This is a genomic window from Pseudoalteromonas sp. T1lg76, assembly GCF_002964725.1.
GTDB lineage: Bacteria > Pseudomonadota > Gammaproteobacteria > Enterobacterales > Alteromonadaceae > Pseudoalteromonas.
Map to the genome: position 1 here is coordinate 37,543 of NZ_PQCE01000023.1, position 20,516 is coordinate 58,058.

16 protein-coding genes and 1 pseudogene are annotated in these 20,516 nt (G+C 50.5%); 4 read left to right on the forward strand and 13 right to left on the reverse strand.

Features of this window, described 5'->3' with window-relative positions:
- Positions 1–479: 479 nt before the first annotated feature.
- The 3 genes from C2M35_RS09185 to tesB all read right to left on the reverse strand — a co-directional run bounded on the left by C2M35_RS09185 (position 480) and on the right by tesB (position 4,298).
- Positions 480–1,532, reverse strand: a complete 1,053-nt coding sequence (locus C2M35_RS09185; RefSeq protein ID WP_105265159.1) for an alpha/beta hydrolase family protein — start codon at positions 1,530–1,532, stop codon at positions 480–482.
- A 291-nt stretch (positions 1,533–1,823) separates the two neighbouring features.
- A complete protein-coding gene (locus tag C2M35_RS09190; RefSeq protein ID WP_105265160.1) occupies positions 1,824–3,047 on the reverse strand; it encodes a hypothetical protein in 1,224 nt (407 codons plus the stop codon).
- A gap of 393 nt (positions 3,048–3,440) precedes the next feature.
- Positions 3,441–4,298 carry an acyl-CoA thioesterase II gene (gene tesB, locus C2M35_RS09195; RefSeq protein WP_105199954.1) on the reverse strand — a complete coding sequence of 286 codons (858 nt, stop codon included), beginning with the start codon at positions 4,296–4,298 and terminating at the stop codon, positions 3,441–3,443.
- Positions 4,299–4,382: 84 nt separating this feature from the next.
- Here tesB and C2M35_RS09200 point away from each other — a divergent pair, with 84 nt between their 5' ends.
- Positions 4,383–4,844, forward strand: a complete 462-nt coding sequence (locus tag C2M35_RS09200; protein ID WP_105215024.1) for an EVE domain-containing protein — start codon at positions 4,383–4,385, stop codon at positions 4,842–4,844.
- A 16-nt stretch (positions 4,845–4,860) separates the two neighbouring features.
- Here the strand turns inward: C2M35_RS09200 and C2M35_RS09205 are convergent, their stop codons facing one another.
- The 7 genes from C2M35_RS09205 to C2M35_RS09235 all read right to left on the reverse strand — a co-directional run bounded on the left by C2M35_RS09205 (position 4,861) and on the right by C2M35_RS09235 (position 10,793).
- Positions 4,861–5,649, reverse strand: a complete 789-nt coding sequence (locus tag C2M35_RS09205) for a TIGR00266 family protein (protein WP_105189387.1) — start codon at positions 5,647–5,649, stop codon at positions 4,861–4,863.
- A gap of 141 nt (positions 5,650–5,790) precedes the next feature.
- Entirely contained in the window at positions 5,791–6,003 is a 213-nt protein-coding gene (locus C2M35_RS15795; protein WP_105265161.1) for a GDCCVxC domain-containing (seleno)protein, read from the reverse strand.
- Positions 6,004–6,167: 164 nt separating this feature from the next.
- Positions 6,168–6,824, reverse strand: coding sequence for a CoA transferase subunit B (locus C2M35_RS09215; RefSeq protein ID WP_105199957.1), 657 nt, complete (start codon positions 6,822–6,824; stop codon positions 6,168–6,170).
- A gap of 2 nt (positions 6,825–6,826) precedes the next feature.
- The gene (locus C2M35_RS09220) at positions 6,827–7,528 is read right to left on the reverse strand and encodes a CoA transferase subunit A (RefSeq protein WP_105265162.1); all 702 of its coding nucleotides are present in this window, start codon (positions 7,526–7,528) and stop codon (positions 6,827–6,829) included.
- 8 nt (positions 7,529–7,536) lie between these two features.
- Positions 7,537–8,295 (reverse strand): 3-hydroxybutyrate dehydrogenase, encoded by a 759-nt coding sequence (locus C2M35_RS09225; protein ID WP_105265163.1) that lies wholly within the window; start codon positions 8,293–8,295, stop codon positions 7,537–7,539.
- Positions 8,296–8,297: 2 nt separating this feature from the next.
- The gene (locus tag C2M35_RS09230; RefSeq protein WP_199774409.1) at positions 8,298–9,476 is read right to left on the reverse strand and encodes an E22 family MetX-like putative esterase; all 1,179 of its coding nucleotides are present in this window, start codon (positions 9,474–9,476) and stop codon (positions 8,298–8,300) included.
- 12 nt (positions 9,477–9,488) lie between these two features.
- Positions 9,489–10,793, reverse strand: coding sequence for a GntP family permease (locus C2M35_RS09235; protein WP_105265164.1), 1,305 nt, complete (start codon positions 10,791–10,793; stop codon positions 9,489–9,491).
- Positions 10,794–11,095: 302 nt separating this feature from the next.
- Between C2M35_RS09235 and C2M35_RS09240 the strand changes: the two genes are divergently transcribed.
- The 3 genes from C2M35_RS09240 (at position 11,096) to C2M35_RS09250 (ending at position 15,490) form a co-directional block, all read left to right on the forward strand.
- Positions 11,096–13,402 carry a TonB-dependent receptor gene (locus C2M35_RS09240; RefSeq protein ID WP_105265165.1) on the forward strand — a complete coding sequence of 769 codons (2,307 nt, stop codon included), beginning with the start codon at positions 11,096–11,098 and terminating at the stop codon, positions 13,400–13,402.
- Between the two features lie 131 nt (positions 13,403–13,533).
- Positions 13,534–14,190: a response regulator gene (locus tag C2M35_RS09245; protein ID WP_105265166.1), complete on the forward strand. Its 657-nt coding sequence runs from the start codon at positions 13,534–13,536 to the stop codon at positions 14,188–14,190.
- 280 nt (positions 14,191–14,470) lie between these two features.
- Positions 14,471–15,490, forward strand: coding sequence for a hypothetical protein (locus C2M35_RS09250; protein ID WP_158677951.1), 1,020 nt, complete (start codon positions 14,471–14,473; stop codon positions 15,488–15,490).
- A gap of 22 nt (positions 15,491–15,512) precedes the next feature.
- On the opposite strand, the gene C2M35_RS09255 is transcribed toward C2M35_RS09250, so the two are convergent.
- From C2M35_RS09255 to tuf, 3 genes and pseudogenes are all read right to left on the reverse strand, one after another.
- Positions 15,513–18,959, reverse strand: coding sequence for a PAS domain-containing hybrid sensor histidine kinase/response regulator (locus tag C2M35_RS09255; protein ID WP_105265168.1), 3,447 nt, complete (start codon positions 18,957–18,959; stop codon positions 15,513–15,515).
- Between the two features lie 73 nt (positions 18,960–19,032).
- Positions 19,033–19,629: a 1-acyl-sn-glycerol-3-phosphate acyltransferase gene (locus tag C2M35_RS09260; RefSeq protein ID WP_105199966.1), complete on the reverse strand. Its 597-nt coding sequence runs from the start codon at positions 19,627–19,629 to the stop codon at positions 19,033–19,035.
- 742 nt (positions 19,630–20,371) lie between these two features.
- Positions 20,372–20,516: pseudogene (gene tuf / locus C2M35_RS09265) on the reverse strand (elongation factor Tu); the annotation flags it as partial.

A 20,516-nucleotide genomic window follows, 5' to 3' on the forward strand; every position in this document is an offset into this window, starting at 1 on the left:
CGTCGCCTTCAAGCGGCTAAAGTGAAATTGTTCACTCTCTTGTTTCCGCTTTCAGCCTAGCGGGCTGATTACTCTTCTCGCATCACGCTTCGGATGCAATGTAAGGGGAATTCACTGACACATCGGTGTTCTTGAGGTGGGTTAGAGTTTGTTGTAGGTGAGGCTCTAGCCTTGCGGGCATATTGATTTTGTCTGGCCGCCTACTGCGGTTTGTAGGTCGGTGCTCTGCGCCGACAGCGGTGTTAATTTAAAAGATATTGTCGCGGTGGCGACAGCCCCCAAAGGCGCCCCGACACTCCGGAGTTCTTGAGGTGGGTTGGAGTTTGTGGTTGTAGGCGAGGCTTTGCCGCCATGGACAGCAAAAGTCTAAGCGGGTCCGGTTTTGAACTGCCCAATATGCACAATGTGCAAAAAACAAGGCCTAACCCCTTCATGCAATATTAACTCGCGAAGCACGTAAAGCTCTTACCGCCTTTAAATCAAAGAGTATTCGCAAACCAGTTAATTATTTCTCTTTGAACCTTATCACTCTGCTCTATCAAGGTATGCGATCCATTTGGATATTCAATATATTTAGCTTGTTTATTTTGCTCTGAAAATAACGAATGAAATAGCCTTGCATGCTCTGGATTTACATATTGGTCATCTTCTCCATGCAGCATAAGAAGTGGAATGCTAGGCAACTCTTTATACCAATTGATTGCAGAACGATTAAAAAGCTCCTTGTCTTTATTATTTGCGTACATTGGAATTAACCTTTTTAAAACCTGCTGTTCAAACTCAGGCCTTTCTTTTACCGTTGCAGATAAATCAACCAATGATCCACCTATAACCATGCTTTTTATTTTTTCACCGTTTTTTAATGCCAACATAGACATCATAGAGCCTCGACTCCAGCCAACCATTCCCAGCTTTTCAATGTCTACCATTGGCATTGACTTTAAAATTGACACCAAAGCAAGCACGTCTTGTAATTCTTGCCCGCCAAATTCATCTACTCCAATGTCAAACTCTCTATCTTCAGGCCAAACTTGAGCACCACCGTACTGGCTGGCAATGACAACATTTCCAGCTGCCGCAAGCTGGTACGGTAGTAAAAATAAATCCCCAACCTTTATTGTATGGCGATGCAAATCACTGCCTCCTCGGTTAAAAACAATAGCTGGCAACCTAGAAAGCCTTTGCTCTTTTGGATAAAGAACAAAACCGCGAACATAATAATTTTGAACTTTATAAATAATAGAAGCACAGTTCACTGATGACTTGTAATAGTCGTACTCTTTTTCAGTCAGTCTTTTTTCAAATTCTTTGTCAGTAACTCTTCCAAGAGCGACCAGTTCTTTTCTCCAGTCTTTATAATTGTTAAATAAACCACTCAAACAATGGCCTTTTCTTATTATTGATTCATGATTTAGCTCTTGAAAACTTTTTTCTTTAATAAAAGGCATATACTCATTTGCTAACAAGATTTCAGAGCTCATTGAACAAAATAAAAAAATCAGCAAATACATTTTCTTATACGAAATCGTCATTTTACATTCACCCAAAATTTAAGTGATAGCAAAGTAATTTTACTACCACTTAAAGTCGAAGATATCGGGGTCAGGTCTTGCATCTAACAAGAACTAGTTTTTTTATTACGTTTTAGCGTAACTCTCCCAGCCAGCCTTTTACCATCAAGTCAAATAATATCAACAAGTTATATTAATTTTTTATTGCACGCAATTACAGCGCTGTAAAACCAAGTCAAGCCCCACCAAACTAACAGGTATCACCCCTTCCCGTTTAGATTCGCGCTTTCGATCTCAGATTTTTAACAGGCTTCAATCACATCCTATTCTAGTCACCTTTTCCTGGAACTGAGTCTGTACATCTATATAAGTCGAGCCGTCAGGTTGACGAATAACCGTATAAATATATCTGGCTTCGGTGTAATAATATGGCAACTGGTTGCATTGGTTTCCCGGAGCCCAATCTTCACCTATAACCCCTGCACCGCCTCCCCCCGCAGAAGAGCTTGGAGCGTAACCATTCTGCACCGCCAATTTAGCTAAGGCTTGCGCATCACATGGATTTTTTATAAAACCTACTCTCCCTTCTTTGAGTCGCGCAATACTCTGATTTATGGTTTGGCCTTGGGCATCTTGAGACCATTCCTCATTGAATTTCATGATAGCTGTGCTGACAATACCCTTTTTAGGGAAAGCAATATCATACACGATTCTTCCTCCCTGCCCACCATTAAGCTCAACCACATACATTTGCGGAATAACAGGTTCCTTTTCTGTTCGTTTCATCTCGACTTCACCCTGCGCCATAATACGTTTTAACACACCATCCAGTGCCAAACTTGCGCTAAAATCCCAAGATGCAACATCATTAAAGTTATTCCGAAAAAAATCGTTTGCACGTTTTTGTAGGTCATACAACCCAGTTCTATCATTCACAAATAGCCCGTAGAACTGAGACTGGTTTTCCTTTAATGCACAATTTATTTCCAGGCCTGGATCGATTGATTGAGTGCTCGACAAATTGTTATCAACACCTATGGAAGTACCGTATAAATTCGAATTTAAAAGTGATGCTGGCAAAAATTGATGGGAAACTGTCTGCATATCGTCAATTGCTACATTCAAGCGCTTGAAGTACTGCTCAAAACTCTCCATGAAACTAATATCATCCTTAGCCAAGTCGTTATTTTGAGGGATTAAGACCTCAGTAAAGGGATACACATTAGCGACATACTTATATTTCTTGTTATTTGCTGTATCTATTACATAAAACCAGTGCACCTCAAGATTGTCATCATTGAGCTGACAATCACCAACTCTAAGTCCACCAGTGCATTGAGTCGGATTTGAGTGTGGTTTAGACCAGCTTTTGACTAGGTTGATGACTTCCGTATCAGTGCAGTTTTCACAAAAACCAATCTGTGCACTTTTTACTTTTTCACCAGACGCTTGCCCGTTTGCGGGGAAGTGAAATAAGCACAATAAGCTCAATGCTAGAAATACAATGGGGCGGGATATAGAATTACTAAGTACCATATAAAAATTCCCTTTTTTATTTTTAACAAAAAGCCAGAATTCCTAGCTCCCCTTGTTTGATAGCATAAATATCAACCAGATGTAAATTTGTTCCTGATTTTAGCACGCAACTCCATTTGTATGCCGCGCAACACTTTGGCGACATCAGAGCTATCAAGGAAAAAGCACTGTGGTGGCTACGTGATAAGTCGCGCATGCCTTTTGAGTTTGTAAGTCAGGCTTTAGCCTGACTATGGCGGTTTTGTTTGTCGAACTGCAGACAGCGGTGGTCGCTGATAGATCTTGTCGCGTTGGGCGACGAGAATTGTCAGGTTGAAACCTGACCTACAGGTATCGCGAAGACTTTAAAGCGATTTTTAACGCCGTCATGATGAGCGCGGCAGTTTTAACCCCCTAGCGCTCGCGCATCACACCTTCTTGAATGGTAGAAGCAACCAGATTGCCCTTGCGGTCAAAAAACTGGCCGCGCACCAGGCCGCGGCCACAGCTGGCGCTGGGGCTGTCCACGCTGTAGAGCATCCATTCGTCCATGCGGAATGGACGGTGGAACCACATGGAGTGATCGATAGTGGCTACCTGCATTTTTGGGTGCATAAAGGACTTACCGTGCGGCTGAAGTGCTGTTGGTAAAAACTCGAAGTCCGACGCATAGGCCAGCAAATAGTTGTGAATACGCTGGTCGTCCGGCATCTCGCCATTGGTCTTAAACCAGATATGCTTAATCGGCTCGGCCACCTGCGGCTTAAAGGGGTTTTGGAAATTCACCGGGCGCATGTCGATGGGCTTTTCGCTGATAAACTTGTTACGAATAGGCTCGGGAATTTGGTGCGCATGCTCTTGGTAAAATTCCAATGCCGAACGCAGGCCTTCCGGTGCCGGCACATCCGGCATGGTGCTTTGGTGTTCCAGGCCCTGGGCGTCGCCGGAGAAAGAGGCAGTCATATAGAAAATCGGCTTGCCGTACTGAATGGCACTGACACGGCGGGTGCTCAGGCTCTTACCGTCGCGGATGTTTTCCACATCATACACAATGGGACGCGAGGCATCGCCGGGGCGTAAAAAATAGGAATGCAGGGAATGCACCACGCGCCCTTCGGGCAGGGTTTCCTTCGCCGCCGAGAGTGCCTGACCCATAACCTGACCGCCAAAAACGGCCTTAAAACCCAGGTCCTGGCTGGCACCGCGATACAGGCCCAACTCGATTTCTTCCAGTTTTAACAGCGACAATAAATTATCTAATGCTTGGCTCATTGTGTCCTCATTTCCACATTGCAGCTAATACAATGATAATACTATACAATGAACCCGATTACCTAGCTCAGCACAGGACCCAACATGGCTTATTGGCTACTCAAAACAGAGCCCGATGCATTTTCATTAGCAGACCTAAAAGCGGCGCCGAACGGCACCACGGTGTGGGATGGCGTACGTAATTATCAGGCCCGTAATTTTATTCGCGATGGCATGAAGGTGGGCGACAAGGTGTTTATCTATCATTCAAGCTGCAAGGTACCGGCCATAGTCGGCGTGGCCGAGATAGTGAACGGCCCCTATGCGGATCCATCACAATACGATGCCAGTGGCGATTACTATGACCCTAAAGCCACGGCCGAGGCACCACGCTGGTTTAGTGTCGATGTGCAGTACAGGGAAACCTTTAACAAGCCGGTGACCCTGCAGGCGATCAAGGCCGACCCGGCCATCGAAGAGCTGGCGCTGAAAAAATCCGGGCGCTTGTCCGTGATGCCGGTCACCGAGGAAGAATGGCAATACCTGTGCGGCATTGCCAGTAAGTAAGGCGAGGCGGCGTGAATTAATCGCCGCCTATCATATCGCCGATGCCGCCAAGGACCGAGCCCTCGCCCTGGCGTGCACCCCCGGCTCTAGGCGCGTGCTCAAGCACACGATCGGCCAAGCGTGAGAATGGCAGGCTTTGGATCCACACGGTGCCGTGGCCGCGCAGCGTGGTGAGGAACAAGCCTTCACCGCCAAAGAACATAGAGCGTAACCCCTTCACCCGCTCGATATCAAATTCGATACCACCGGTAAAGCCAACCACACAACCGGTATCGAGACGCAGTGTTTCACCGTTAAGCTGTTTCTCAACCACAGTGCCGCCGGCATGGGCGAAGGCCATACCGTCGCCTTCCAAGCGCTGCAAAATAAAGCCCTCGCCGCCAAAGAAACCGGCTCCTAATTTACGCTGAAAGGCGATATTGACCTCGGTGCCCAGTGCCGCGCACAAGAAGGAGTCTTTTTGTAAGAACACCTGCTCACCCAACTCGGCCATATTTAAGGGCACAATACTGCCCGGGAAAGGAGCGGCAAAGGCAACGCGTTTTTTACCCATGCCCTGATTGGTAAAGTGGGTCATAAACAGGGATTCACCTGTGATCATGCGCTTACCGGCACTAAACAGCTTGCTCATAAAGCCTTGATTGACCTGTGAGCCATCACCCATTTTGGCTTCATATTGAATGCCGTCTTCAAGGTAGTTCATCGCCCCTGCTTCGGCGATCACCGCCTCACCTGGGTCCAGTTCCACTTCCACCATCTGCATCGAATGGCCGATAATTTCATAATCAACTTCATGACATCGCATTGTGCTTTCTCCTTTTTCTTGATGGACCTAGCATGACGGAATTAAACAGGGGTTGCACCGAATAAAATGTAAGCAGCTTTTACAAGGGGGGAATCTAGGCTATAGCCGTGGCAATCGCTGCCCGATTTTATTTGAGTGTTATTAACCGCAGCACCTGCCATCTTTTTGTATCGGTGGGCATTTAACCGAGCCATATGAGCAATACACGCAGCAGTCACCGGGTAAAGGCTTTAACAGGGTGTGGCAAGACGAGCACTCATAATAAAATTGGCACGCATCCGTTGGCATGGTTTCCCGCTTCTTTGCGCCGCACGCTGGGCAAGTGATAACAGACTCGAGAATGACATTATTCATTTAGATCTCTGTCGCACCTTGGTTAATAGCCCTTAAACCTTAGCACACCTCCTGCTTGAAACCCCTCAGCTTGCGTTTGTGTCGGTTTGTGATGAATTCATAAAAACACCCAGCAGAGCAGGCTAGCTGGGTGTTTGGTCGTGCAATTTAGAATCGGGAGAAACCTAAAACTGCATCTCAGGCACCTGTTCCGGGCAGATGAGCTTGCCCTGGGTTTTTGCTTTAATCTCTTCCACAGTTACGCCGGGAGCGCGTTCAAGCAGGTGAAACGCACCGTCCTTAATTTCCAGCAGCGCCAGGTCGGTGATCACCTTATTGATACACGCCACGCCCGTCAGCGGCAGTGAACACTGGGTCAGCAGTTTTGAGTCGCCATGCTTGCTGGCATGAGTCATGGTACAGATAATATTTTTGGCGCCCGCCACCAGGTCCATGGCGCCGCCCATGCCTTTGACCAGCTTGCCGGGGATCATCCAACTGGCGATGTTGCCGTTTTGGTCCACTTCGAAGGCGCCCAACACGGTTAAGTCCACATGACCACCGCGGATCATGGCAAAGCTTTCGGCGGAGTTAAAAATCGCAGCACCGGTGCGGGCGGTCACGGTTTCCTTACCGGCGTTGATCATGTCCGCATCCACTTGTGCCTCAAGCGGATATTCGCCCATGCCCAGCAAGCCGTTTTCCGATTGCAGCATCACATCTATGCCTTTGGGCACATAGTTGGCAACCAGGGTAGGAATGCCTATGCCGAGGTTCACATAATAACCGTCGCGTAATTCCTGGGCGACGCGCTGCGCCATTTGCTCTCGTGTCAGTGCCATGGTTATGCTCCTCGCACCGTACGTTTTTCGATGCGCTTTTCAAACTGACCTTGAATCACGCGTTGTACATAAATACCCGGGGTGTGAATTTGACTGGGCTCCAGCTCCCCGGGCTCGACGATTTCTTCCGCCTCAACCACGGTGATCTTGCCAGCGGTGGCGGCCATGGGGTTAAAATTCATCGCCGTATGACGATAGATGCAGTTGCCGTAGCGATCCGCCTTCCACGCCTTCACTATGGCAAAGTCGCCGACAATACTGGGCTCAAGCACATAGTCGCGGCCAGCAAACTGCTTGATGTCCTTGCCTTCGGCCACCACTGTGCCTACTCCGGTTGCGGTGTAAAACGCGGGGATGCCGGCGCCACCGGCACGCATTTTCTCCGCCAGGGTGCCCTGAGGGGTTAACTCCACCACCAGCTCACCGCTCAGCAATTGCTGCTCGAACAAGGAGTTTTCACCCACATAAGAGGCCACCATTTTGTGGATCTGCTTATCTTCAAGCAATATGCCTAAACCAAAACCGTCGACGCCGCAGTTATTGGAAACCACCGTCAGACCGGTGGTGCCCTTGTTTTTGATTTCTTTAATCAAGCCCTCGGGAATACCGCAAAGGCCAAAACCGCCGGCGATAACCGTCATATTGTCTTCGAGGCCCGCCATAGCTTCACCGTAGCTGTTCACTACCTTATTAAAACCTGCCATCTTCTCTCCTATTGCGCCGTCCAGCCGCCATCAAGGGCGATGGCTTGGGCAGTAATATTGCGCGCCGCATCCGCCATTAAAAAGTCAACGGTGTGGGCGATTTCATCCAGGCCGATAAAGGCCTTTTTAGGCATGGGGGCCAGCATTATGGTGTCGATCACCTCCTGCTCCGTGATGCCATGCTGTTTGGCCTGGCTGGCTATTTGCGCCTCGACCAAGGGTGTTTTTACATAGGCCGGGCAAATGGTATTGACCGTGATATCCACATCCCCGGTCTCCAGCGCCAGCACCTTGCCCAAACCAATAAGGCCATGCTTAGCCGACACATAGGCCGACTTATACTTGGAGGCCACCTGGGCATGAATAGAGCCGATATTGATAATACGGCCAAAGTTTTGCTCTCGCATCGCCGGGAGCACAGCCTTGGTGAGCATGGCCGGGCCATTGAGCAGCACATCCTGCAACAGCTGCCATTTATCCAAGGGGTAGTCGTCTAGACGCTCAACGTATTGAACACCGGCGTTATTGATCAGCACATCTATGGTCGGCTGCCTGGCAATAAAGTCCCCGAGGGAGGCAAGATCCGCCACATTCAGCGCCAGGCCCTGGGCACGAATGCCCTGCTGTTGGAGCAGTTCGGCCTCGGCCTTGGCGCGCTCACCATCGAGATCGGTCAGTAAGATCTCATGGCCTTGTTTGCCCAGGTGTTCCGCCACATAGCGGCCAATGCCACTGGCGGCACCGGTAATTAAAATTCGTTTGCTCATAATTACTCCGCTAAGAATTCGGCGATCACCTGGGCCTTGGTTTGAATGGAAAAAATACCGTCAAGATGACCCCAGATACCCTCAATTTCCTCGATTTTTACATCTTTCTCTTGCTCTTTAAGCAGCTTGGCAAACGCGCGCACCGGGCCTGGGCGTAACAACAAGTCGTTACTGGCGGGCATAAGCAGCACCTTGGCCTTAATTTTTTGTGCCGCTGCGTTTAGGTCTTCCTGCATGCCGGCGCTGTATAGTTGCGAGGCGCGTACCAAATAGAGAATATGGTTGGCATCCTGGGTTTGCGCTCGAGCCAGGGCACGCTCATGCAGGGTCTGGTTGATGGCTGGCAGGATGCGTATGTCTTTTTTCGCGCCCTCGTCCTGCACTTTAAAGTTCGGGAAGCTGGCCTTATAACTTTCCGGGTGCATGGCGTCCTGGGTGATGTTAAGCATGGTGGCGGTTACACCGGCCAGCGGGCGCTCACCCTCATAGTAATTGCCGTTATTCCAGTTTGCGTCCAGGCGAATAGGCAAGGCCCACTTCTCCAGCGCAGGTACCGTCCAGGCATCCATTTTCGCCGCACCAATCACATGAACCAGTCGCTCAACCTTGTCTGGGTAACGCACCGACCACTCCAGCGCCTGGAAAGAGCCCATGGAAGCGCCAATGACGGCGTGGAGTGTTTCAATCCCCAGGCTGTCGAGCAAACGTTTTTGCACTTCGACAAAGTCGCCTATGGTGACCACGGGGAAATCCAGGCCATAGGGCTTACCGGTTTTCGGATTGATGGAGGCCGGGCCCGTGGTGATCACGTTTTTATCGTGCCAGTTGGCGTTAACCAGGGTGTCCGAGCTGATCACAAAAAACTTGTTGGTGTCTATGGCCTTACCCGGACCGATAATGGCATCCCAATACCCGGGCAAAGCATCATCCGCGCTGTATTTACCCGCCGCATGGGAGGTGCCGGAGAAGAAATGGGTGATCAAAATCACATTGTCCTTGGCTTCATTAAGGGTGCCGTAGCTCTCCCACCCCACCTGCACCTCGGGCAAGGTGACGCCCGACTCCGTGGTGTAATTTGCAAAGGCGAAACGCTGTTTTTCCACCAGCAGAGGCTCGCCCTGAGCCCAGGCCCACTGGCTTACAACAATTAAGACAACACCAATAACTCGTAACATAGACATCTTGTTCGTTCCTTAAAATAAGATAAATAGGGCTAATGCAAGGGCAACGCCAATCAGCGGCACCACGGCCGTTAATGCGGCCATAGACCAGTAGGCACGCTGGTGCGTCTCTTTACAGATGGCACGGATAGTGGTCACCACATAACCGTTGTGCGGCAAGGTATCCAATGCCCCGGAACTGATCGCCACCACCCGGTGTAATTGCTCCGGGTTAACACCGGCATCCAGGTAATGAGGCGCTACTAACGGCAGGGCTATGGCCTGACCGCCTGATGCCGAGCCGGTCAAACCGGCAATCACACTAACGGCCACTGCCGCGCCGAGCAATTCGTTGCCCGGCATATTGGTCATGACTTCCACCGCCACCTGAAATGCCTCGGTGTTTTTGGCCACCGCACCAAAGCCCACCACGGCACTGGTGTTGCCTATGGCCACCAGCGCCCCGGTTGTGCCTTCGTTAATGGCCCCCGCTAGATTGTGGAAATGCTTGAAGTTGATGATCAATAGCGTCAAAACGCCGCCTAATAGCGCCACAATCAACGCACTTTGCTGAAATACATCGTGCAAGGTGAAGGATAAAAGCAGCACCACCAGCAGCGGGATCACCCCGGTGATTGGGTGCGGATAGTCGCGCTCGGGAATTTCCGGATCATCTTCACGAGCCTCGAAACACTCGCCGTTAGCTACCGCCTTGGTGATCATCTTCTTCAGCCACCAGTAACCGGCGATGGCCATAAACACAGCAACGAACAAACTGACTTCCCAGGCCGCATAGGGCGAGGTGCCCAGATATTTGATGGGGATCCAGTTTTGAATCTCCGGCGAGCCCGCCGAGGTCATGGTAAAGGTCACCGAGCCAAAGGCCAGGGTCGCGGGAATAAAGCGCCGTGGCAGGTTGGCGTCTTTAAACAGGCTCAAGGCCATGGGATACACGGAAAAGGCGACGATAAAGACGCTGACACCACCATAGGTCAGTACCGCACAGGCAATCACCACGGCCAGTACCGCGTGCTTCATGCCCAGCTTGTTGACTATGGCACGGGCAACGCTGTCCGCGGCGCCACTGTCTTCCATAAACTTGCCGAACAGGGAGCCGAGCAAGAACATAAAGAACCAGGCACTGAGGAAACCGGCAAAGCCGTTCATATAAGTGCTGACAAAGTCTAAAGACACATTCTCACCGGGAAAGAGCGCCATATTGCCGCTCAGCGCCACCAACAGGGCACACAAGGGGGCGGCAATAAACAGGTTTACGCCACGCAGGGTAAGAATGATAAGTAGTACCAGACCGCCGATAAGGCCAATCATACTGAGCATAGAAGTGCTCCTCGAATTATTATTGTTTTAGTTATCAGAGCTAGCATAGCAGCTGTTTCTGTTAACAACACTGGCAATCAGTGTGGCCCCACAATCCGTTAAAATACATAGTACTAAGGTTATAGAATTGCTCTATACCCCATAAATAAAGGGCTGTAGCGGCGATAGTACTAAGGTACTAACCCCCTCGTCGCATTTTTCCCCTAAAGTCACAGTTAATTAATATTTTTAAAACAAACCCATACCGTGACGACCCATAACAATACCGGCGCACGGACAACGACAATAACAGGGGATACAGGATGAACACATACAGTCTACGCCGCTCTAGTCTAGCCTTAGCGATTGGGGCGGCACTCACAAGTGCACTGGCAAGCCCAACGGCCTTGGCAGAAGAAGAAGTAAAAAAAGCCGAGCTGGAACGCATCGAGGTTACCGCCCGTAAAACGGTCGAGAACCTGCAAGAAGTGCCGGTGGCCGTGACCTCTATCGGCGCCGCGCAATTACAGGAAAACGGTATTTCGGTGATGACCGAGGTACAGCAGTTTTCACCCAACACCACCTTGCAGGCCAGCCGCGGTACCAACTCCACCATCACCGCCTTTATTCGCGGTGTAGGTCAGCAGGACCCGCTGTGGGGTTATGAGCCGGGTGTGGGTATCTACATAGATGATGTCTACGTGGCTCGCCCTCAGGGTGCGGTGCTGGATTTATTGGATGTCCAGCAAATTGAAGTATTACGTGGCCCACAGGGGACACTCTACGGTAAAAACACCATTGGCGGCGCGGTGAAGTATGTCACCAAGGAAATGACCGGCGATATGACCTTTGATATCCAGGGTACTGTGGGCAGCTACAACCAAAGAGATTTGAAGATCACCGGGCAAATTCCACTGATTGACGAGCAGCTTTACGTTGGTTACGGCTTTGCCACCTTAAACCGCGACGGTTTTGGTGATTTCCTGGTGTCGGATCTGGATGGTCAGGATAAGGAAAACTACAACAAGGATCTTACCGCAGCGCGCCTGACCCTGGAATATCGCCCCACGGAAGATCTGTTCTTCCGCCTCGGCTGGGATAAAACCGATGATGACTCCAACGCCAAAGGCGGCTATCGCTTATTACCCAGCATACTGACCGATGCCCCAGTGCCGGATGATGTCTATGACTCTTACACCAGTATGCCGACCTGGAACAAGGTGGAGCTGGAAGGCTATAGCCTGACCGCACGCTGGGACATGAGCGACGACACCTCGTTTAAATATATAGGCGCGAAGCGCGACAGTTATTCGCCAACCAATATCGACTTTGATAATACCGCGTTACGTATTTTTGATGTGCCCGCCATCTATGATGACGAGCAAACCACCCACGAGCTGCAACTGAACCATCAGGGCGACAACTACAAGCTGGTGTCCGGTTTGTACTATTACGACGGTGAATCATGCGGCGTATTCGATGCCATTTTAGAAGTGGGCGCGCAGCTCGATAAACTCGGCGTTGGCGTCCCACTCCCTAGCTTCACCCGCGAAATTAGCGGTTGCAGCAACTCCACCAGCAAGGCCGCCTACATTCAGGGTAGTGTGGATCTAAGCGAGCAATGGTCATTAACCCTGGGGGCCCGTTATACCAAGGATAAGAAAGAAGCCTACGTCAATAACACCGCCCTGGTTGCCACCCTCTATCCAGAATCTGGCTGGGTACCCGGCTATGAACGCCCAGACTTTGAAGAAAATCGCGTATTGGACGATGAAGAAGATTGGTCACGCTTTACCCCGCGTGTCGGCGTCGAGTATCAATACAATAACGACATCATGTTCTTCGCCAGTTACGCTCAGGGCTTTAAATCGGGCACCTTTAACCCCCGTGCAAGCAGCGCAGAGCCTGCGGCCAACCCGGAAATCGTGGATTCTTACGAGCTGGGTATGAAGAGTGAATGGAATGACAACCTGCGCGCCAATATCACCTTCTTTACCTTAGATCATGAAGACCGCCAGTATATTTCAGTACTGCCCGGCGATAGCTCGGCGGTGCTTAATCAGCGTCTGGGCAATATAGGTAAATCCTCGGCGGACGGGGTGGAAGTGGAGCTGAACTATGTCGCCACCGACGCCCTGACATTTGATGCGTCAATGGGCTATATCGACTCCGATTTCGAAGAGGTGTTAGATACGGACCCTGTTAGCGGCGAAGCCTTTGATAAGTCGGACCGCTTTAGCATCTCAAACACCCCGGATCTTACCTTTAACCTGGGTGCGACCTATCGCTTATACACTGACCATGGTGACTGGGTGTTTAACACTAACTACTACTACCGTGGCGACTATGTGTTATTCGAAGAAGACAGCCTGCTCAGCCAGGACAGCTATGGCCTGCTTAACCTCAGCGTTAACTGGTACAGCACTGACGGCCACTGGCGTGTTGGCCTCCATGGCAAGAACTTAACGGATGAAGAATATATGATCGGCGGCTATCAGTTTGTCACCCCGGATGCGTCTGATCCCACGGATGTCAGTAAGTACACCCCGGGTCTGGGTGGCGATAACACCTTGATCGGCTACTTTGGTGACCCGCGCACCGTGTCGCTCACCGTGGGTTATAACTTCTAACCTTTCTTGCGTATCAAGGCGGCCAGCCCTCCCCCGGTTTCAAATGGCCGCCTTTCCATATGCAACTTAACGCAGGCCCTTGCCGCGACTAATAAAATCCCCTATAACGAGGAAGATGGAGTCAACTTAGGATGCCCAGTGTGCAAGCCATTATCGCCGATGATCACCCGTTATTTCGCAGCGCCCTCAAACAAGCCGCCGCTCAGGCCATGGCCGATGAGCCAATTTTAGAAGCCAGCGATCTATCGGAGCTGTTTAGTGCCCTTGTCGTCCATCCGGAGATTGAACTGGTGTTTTTAGATCTCACCATTCCCGGTGCTCAAGGCCTGGAAGGCTTAGCGCGACTGCGCAATCAATACCCGGATATTCTGGTGATCATGGTCTCCGCCAATGAACATCCCAGCATAATTGAACAAGCCATGGCGCTCGGTGCCAGTGCCTATATTCCCAAGTCTTCATCCCTGGATGTGATCAGTGAAGCCATAGCCCAGGTTATCGAAGGGGAAAACTGGTTACCGCCACAAACGGAAATTTGCACCGACGACAACAGTGAGCAGGCCCAGTTTGCCCGTAACCTGGAAAAGCTCACCCCACAGCAGTATCGGGTACTGAGCATGATCGCCGATGGCATGCTCAATAAGCAAATTGCCTATGCCATGTCGATTCAGGAAACCACCATTAAGCAGCATGTCTCGGCCATTTTGAAAAAGCTCAATGTCTACAACCGCACTCAGGCGGGCATTTTATTCAAGCAAATGGCCACAGTGGCCGAAAGCGAGCAAGGCTAACTTCCTCATCTAAATAATATAGTTAACTGCGTTTTCACCACCTGTTTGGGGGTGCAAAAGCATGCCTGTATCTCGCTCATCAAAAAAAGCCAAAATGACTCATGACCTTTGCCGTCCATTGCAATACAGCAGGAATCATTCTCGTCATTCAATGGAGCTTATGCTGTTAGGCTTCTTGCTTTCTCACTGCGCTCCCGCAAAAAGCGCTTGTGTGCTTCTTTATCGATACGCTAATCTGAGCTGTACTAAAAACAGACAAAAAAATAAATGGAATTAGATCATGCCGTTATGGATAAAGCTTTCGCTCCCGCTCGCCCTCTTGTGCTTGAGCGGTTGCGCTTCTTATGTTGCTGACGAAATTACAAGTTTAAAAGCTCCGTCGATACCAGGTAATTTGGATGAGCTCACTCAATCCAAATCCATTTGTGATGAACAAGGCCACTGTGTTGGTGTATTTACTTTGGCTCCCTCTACGACTGCAACTTCTACCTCGCTGAAATATGTAGTCAAGGTGAATGAAAATCATAAAGTTTGGCGATATGTGCGCAAAAAAAATGAATATGGCACACAAAAAAGCCCAGCTAATGAAGTGGCGATTATCTTCCCTGGTTACGGACAACCTAGTGAAATTCTCGCCATCATGGCTGAATGGCTTTATCTAGAGTCGGGAGCAGATGTGCTTATTATTGAAAGTGCCGAAAAATCCGAACATTTTCAATTTGGCCTAGATAGCGTCTCACCAATTATTTCTATGATTAATCGTGAACAGCCTAAAAATGTAAAACTGATCGGTTTTTCAATGGGTGCGGTGGCTGCACATGCAGTTGCACAGCACGTAGAGAATGCCGAACTGCACCTTGTGGCGCCCATGACTAACTTTGAGCAATCGGCTTTGGGTGTGTGGAACGTTTTGGCACGAGACTCGTACTACAGATTCTTTGTTTCACAAGAGACGTTGAAAGAAGCGGTTGGGCTTGTGCATCAAAGAGCACAACTCTCGCCACAAGACATTGATATCACACGTGCTGCAACTAACTCAGCGACGCCTGCTCATATTTATATTTCGTCTAGCGATACAGTAACGCCCGCACAAAATTGGCAGGGCATTAAATCAAAAGCTTGGCGACTTCATGAATATCCGGGGCTGAATCATATGGAAATGGTCACCCTGCTACAAAACGATTTGTTTTTAACCTTCGCTGCACACTTACTAGGTAAAGAACCAGATGCCAGTGACATCGCCACCTTTGGCCTGATGTGTGATGCGGATGACGAAGCCTGTATGAGCCAAGAGTTGTAACTCTCGGCCCGCCTCATTTAGATTATTTCGGCTTTAAACGCTTAAGCATACGCTTGAGCGCGGGCGTTTTTAGTGGTTTATAAAGTAGCGGATAACCGCAATCACTGACGCGCTCACGAATGGCCTCGTCATGGTTGGCGGTGTTGATCACGATTGCCATCTCCTCCAAGCCTAAAGCCTGGATCACCTGCAAGCCGGTGACGCCATCATCGAGCTGGTAGTCGGCAATCAGAATATCCGCGTCACCGCCATTGACCAACTCCGCCAACTGCGCCTGATCATTGGCCAGCGCCACGCTGCATCCCCAATTCTGGAGCACCTGAGACAGCGCCTGTAACACGTTGTCATCATTATCGAGCAGCCAGATGCGCAGACCCGCCAGTTGATTATCCTGCCCTTTGAGCTCATTGAACTCTGGCGCTATGTTTTGCACCTGGCTAGAGCATGGCAGGTTGAGGGTAAACTGAGTGCCCTTGCCGAGCTGTGAACCCAGCGTCATATTAATATCCAGAGCGGCACAAATACGCTTGCTAATGGCCAGTCCCAAACCCAGGCCCTGAGCCTGCTCCTTACCCTGCAACTGTTTAAATTCCTCAAAAATCAGTTCCTGATCTTGCTTGGCTATACCGGCTCCCGTGTCCTCCACCATAATGGATAACTGCTGACCATGACACTCGCACAGCACTCGGATTTCGCCCCGCTCGGTATAGCGAATGGCGTTACTCAACAGGTTGCTCAGCACCCGCTTGAGCAGCGCCTTGTCCGTTTTCAGCATTACCTCGGCGCCCTGCAGGCGAAATGCCAGGCCCTTGTCTTTGGCCAGGGCCCCGTATTCATTGGCAAGGGGTTGTAACAGGCTGGTCAGGGAGAAGTCTGTATTATTGATTTTAAAGGAGCCGGACTCCAGCTTGGTGAGCTGTAAGATGCTCGACAGCAGGTCCTCCGCACTGGCCAGGGAGTTGCGAATATTCTGCGCCAGCTCGGCCAATTCCGAGCCCTGCGCCTTTTCGCTCATCAGCGAGCAAAATAAACTAGCGGCATTAAAGGGCTGTAACAGATCATGACTGGCGGCGGCGAAAAATCGGGTCTTACTTTCCGTAGCCGATTCCGCCTCACGCTTGGCCGCTACCAGGGCATAGTTAGTGGCCACCAACTCACTGGTACGAGCGGCTATTTTCTCTTCCAGATTCAGGTTGGCCAGCTCTAACTCACGTTGCTGTTGCACAAAGTCGCTGATATCTGTGTAAGTAGTAACAAAACCGCCGCCGGGCAAGGGGTTACCCTGCATCTCGAAGACCCGGCCATCATTGTGCTCACGGCGATATTTATAGGCACTGCCACGGCGCAGGTGGGCTATGCGTTTGCTTACCTCCGCCTCGATTTGCTGGCATTCAAACAGGCCACGCTCGGCATTAAAGCGGATCAGCTCGGCCACGGGTCGCCCTACCGCCAGCATGTCTTTTGGATAGGCAAACATCTCCTGATAGCCCTGATTCCAGGCCACAAGTTTGAGGTCGCTGTCGACCACACTAATACCCTGCTCTATGTTTTCTATGGTGGCCTGCAATAGATCCCGGTTAAAGCGCAGTACCTGGGAGGCCTCATCGACAAACTCCGCCACCTGCTCAAAGGGCTGGCGTTTTTCATCCTTAGCCACATCGAGGATCAGCCGCGCCGAGGCACCACCGACCAGGGCCGACATTTCCCGCTCGACCCGCTCTTCCACCGTGGTGGGCGCCTGCTCCTTCCAAAGATTGCGGGCGGCGGGGAAGTATTTTTCTACCAGCTCGGCGGCCCGTTCCGGCTCGCTAAAACGTTGTAATAGCAGCGCCAGCTCTTGATAGCTAAGGGCGATATTGGCGTCACGCTCTTCAACGCCACGCAGAATAAACTTATTGCTTTGCAGGCGCTCGGCCAGCTGCGCCGCGCTGATAAAGGGCACCAGCAAATACACAAATGTGTTCACACCCAAAGACAGCAGCACGGCCTGGGTTAAAGGCTCCAGACCCAAGGAAAACAGATCGTTGGGCGCCAACCAGGAAATCTGCCAAGGCCCCTCGTTCAGCCAGACGGCCTCGCCATACAGGGCGCTATACACGCTTGGCAACAGCAGGGTGTAAAACCAAATCGCCGAGCCGCTTAAAATACCCAGCTGGGCGCCGCGACACGAGGCCTTAGACCACCACAGGCCGATGATCATAGCCGGGGCAAATTGGGCCACCAGGGTAAAAGACATCAGACCCATATTGGCCAGGGTATTACCCTCGGCCAGTACCCGGTGGCTGGCATAACTGAGTAGCAGGATCACCACGATCACCACCCGACGCGCCTGTAGTAATTTAAACTTGGAGAGGCCGCGGTGGGACGAACTCAGCTGTGAGCGGCGCAGCAAAAACTGGTTAATAAAGTCGTTGGTGATCATGATAGACAAGACTATGGTGGAGACGATCACCATGCTGGTCGCCGCAGAAAAGCCCCCCAAGAAGGCCAACAGCGACACCCAGGGTGCCTCGGCGGCAATGGGCAGGGCCAGCACAAAGATGTCGTAGCCCACATCCTGACCCTGAAAATACACCAAGCCCGCATAGGCGATGGGCAAAATAAAGAGGTTAATCAGCAACAGATAAAGGGGGAACAGCCAGCGCGAGGTAGCCAGTTGCTGCTCATTATCATGCTCAATAAAAGCGGTATGAAACTGGCGTGGTAAACACAAGGTCGCCAATAAGCCGAGCAACACATGCACCCAATACACATAACCCGGACTGGCGGTGGTTTGCATCTGCGCCGCTATCTCTTGCTGTTGCGCCGCCGCAAAAATGGCCTGAGGCGAGTCAAATAACCCAAAGCAAATAAATAAACCCACACCGACGAAGGCCAGCAACTTGACCACGGACTCAAAGGCGATGGAGGCCATCAAGCCCGGATTGTGCTCACTGGGACGTACCCTTCGCGCTCCGAATAAAATGGCAAACAGCGCCAGGGTCAGGGTGATATAAAAGGTACTGTCCTGATAGAAATAGTCGTTTTGCCCGCGCTCCACCTCGGTGAGCATAGTGATACTGGCACTGGTGGCATTTAGCTGCAGAGCGATATAGGGCACTATGGCGATCACCGAAATCAGTGACACCAGGCCCGACAAACTGGATGACTGACCATAACGGGTGGCAATAAAGTCGGCCATGGAGGTCAGTTGCTGCTGGCGACAGATGGTGGCGATGCGGGTATAGATTTGCCAGCCAAATATAAAGAGTAAGATGGTGCCGGTATAGGTGGGAGCCAGCCACCAACCGTTATTGGCGGCCTGCGCCGTGGTGCCGTAAAACGCCCAGGAGGTACAATACACCCCGAGCGACAGACCATAAACCCAAGCACTGGCGCGGTGCTTGAATTTATCCGCATACCAGGCCACGGCGAACAAGACCCCAAGGTAGGCCAGGGCAATCAGGCTTATCACACCAATCGAGAACATAACGGGCTAATTTATTATTATTTTCTCATCATCATAGCGCTTGCTGTATGTAAAAACACCACTGACTTTAGTGTTACTTGATGCCCGATACCTGCTGGGGATATTTCGCCATCTCGGCGGGAAACAGGGCCTTTACCTGAGCCAGGGTTGTATCTATATCTTCTCCAACCTCTAACGGTGCCATGATCACAAACTGCTTTTTACTGTAATCCAGCGCCATGGGCACCACGGGAACCTTTGCCGCCTTGGCGATATGCAGAAAACCACTTTTCCATTGCGGCGTATATTTGCGGGTGCCCTCAGGCGCCAAGCCGAGGATCAGCGCGTCGCTGTTATCAAACAGAGTCTTCACCTGGGCCACCACGCCATGGGAAGAGCGTCTGTCGACAGGAATACCACCCCACTTTCGTAACAAGGGCGCCAAAGGCCAGACAAAAATACTGTGCTTACCTAAAAAGCGGATCCGCACCTGCAAGTGCATTTTCACCGCGATGGCGATAACAAAATCCCAGTTTGAGGTGTGAGGCGCCACCGCGGCGACAAACTTGCCATGCTCGGGAAACTCCCCCACCACCTGCCAACCAAACCAGTTCAGCACCTTGGTACCCAGCCAACGGCCAAAGCGACTATGGGTACGGGGAATATTCGTGGGGATCTTCAGCTCAGGCATAAGCGTTTTAACGTCGGGGACAATCTCGTTAGATTGGCGCTAAGTGGCTGTTTAGTCAATTTTATTAAGCTCTTACCGAATTTATGATTTAAAACACAACGTGGATGAGTAAATTTGAATGTCCAGCCAAAATTGGAGATTCATACAATTTAGACGACATACTTAATTCCACTTAGACATTCAAATTTGCTCCAAACTGCATCGGCGATGCACTCCATTAAAATGCTGTCGTGTGAAAATAAAGAAAACATTAACTTTAGGTGACAGCATCGCTTTTAAGTAGACATTCAAATTTGCTCTATTTCGACGACATTCACTGATAAGACGCTTTAAAATCAATGTGAAAATGCTCGTCACGGCGAACCCAAAAAGGCTGAGATTGGAGATCTCGTTGGGTCGCCAACGCGACAAGATCGCACCACAGAGAGCTGTGGGGAGTTTTAACGGAAAAGGTGAGTAAGTGCTTTCAAAGCTGTAGAAGGTATTACAGAAGTGATAAAGGCCGCTGAAGCGGCTTTTGGTATCCACGGTAAGCACGGAGTGTACAAACACTAGCAAGGCTGCGCCTTGCCTACTGTACGCCCTCCCGCTCCTCGCAGAGCTCGTCGCCTTCAAGCGGCGCGAGTGAAATTGTTCACTCGCTTATTTCCGCTTTCAGCCTTCACGGCCGTGAAGCTGGTCTTCTCAACTTTCAGGCACAAAAAAGGCCGCTAAAAGCGGCCTTTTTTCTTGAGAGTAACTATTACTCTACGATAGTTGCTACAACACCAGCACCTACTGTACGACCACCTTCACGGATCGCGAAACGTAGACCTTCGTCCATCGCGATTGGGCAGATTAGTTCAACAGTCATCTTGATGTTGTCGCCAGGCATTACCATTTCTACG

What these genes read in the sequence shown, in the direction of transcription:
- C2M35_RS09240 (WP_105265165.1), top strand. Translation starts at nt 11,096, where the DNA reads ATGAACACATACAGTCTACGCCGCTCTAGTCTAGCCTTAGCGATTGGG.
- C2M35_RS09220 (WP_105265162.1), bottom strand. Translation starts at nt 7,528, where the DNA reads ATGGCAGGTTTTAATAAGGTAGTGAACAGCTACGGTGAAGCTATGGCG.
- C2M35_RS09190 (WP_105265160.1), bottom strand. Translation starts at nt 3,047, where the DNA reads ATGGTACTTAGTAATTCTATATCCCGCCCCATTGTATTTCTAGCATTG.
- tesB (WP_105199954.1), bottom strand. Translation starts at nt 4,298, where the DNA reads ATGAGCCAAGCATTAGATAATTTATTGTCGCTGTTAAAACTGGAAGAA.
- C2M35_RS09260 (WP_105199966.1), bottom strand. Translation starts at nt 19,629, where the DNA reads ATGCCTGAGCTGAAGATCCCCACGAATATTCCCCGTACCCATAGTCGC.
- C2M35_RS09200 (WP_105215024.1), top strand. Translation starts at nt 4,383, where the DNA reads ATGGCTTATTGGCTACTCAAAACAGAGCCCGATGCATTTTCATTAGCA.
- C2M35_RS09230 (WP_199774409.1), bottom strand. Translation starts at nt 9,476, where the DNA reads ATGTCTATGTTACGAGTTATTGGTGTTGTCTTAATTGTTGTAAGCCAG.
- C2M35_RS09255 (WP_105265168.1), bottom strand. Translation starts at nt 18,959, where the DNA reads ATGTTCTCGATTGGTGTGATAAGCCTGATTGCCCTGGCCTACCTTGGG.
- C2M35_RS09250 (WP_158677951.1), top strand. Translation starts at nt 14,471, where the DNA reads ATGCCGTTATGGATAAAGCTTTCGCTCCCGCTCGCCCTCTTGTGCTTG.
- C2M35_RS09185 (WP_105265159.1), bottom strand. Translation starts at nt 1,532, where the DNA reads ATGACGATTTCGTATAAGAAAATGTATTTGCTGATTTTTTTATTTTGT.
- C2M35_RS09235 (WP_105265164.1), bottom strand. Translation starts at nt 10,793, where the DNA reads ATGCTCAGTATGATTGGCCTTATCGGCGGTCTGGTACTACTTATCATT.
- C2M35_RS15795 (WP_105265161.1), bottom strand. Translation starts at nt 6,003, where the DNA reads ATGAATAATGTCATTCTCGAGTCTGTTATCACTTGCCCAGCGTGCGGC.
- C2M35_RS09215 (WP_105199957.1), bottom strand. Translation starts at nt 6,824, where the DNA reads ATGGCACTGACACGAGAGCAAATGGCGCAGCGCGTCGCCCAGGAATTA.
- C2M35_RS09205 (WP_105189387.1), bottom strand. Translation starts at nt 5,649, where the DNA reads ATGCGATGTCATGAAGTTGATTATGAAATTATCGGCCATTCGATGCAG.
- C2M35_RS09245 (WP_105265166.1), top strand. Translation starts at nt 13,534, where the DNA reads ATGCCCAGTGTGCAAGCCATTATCGCCGATGATCACCCGTTATTTCGC.
- C2M35_RS09225 (WP_105265163.1), bottom strand. Translation starts at nt 8,295, where the DNA reads ATGAGCAAACGAATTTTAATTACCGGTGCCGCCAGTGGCATTGGCCGC.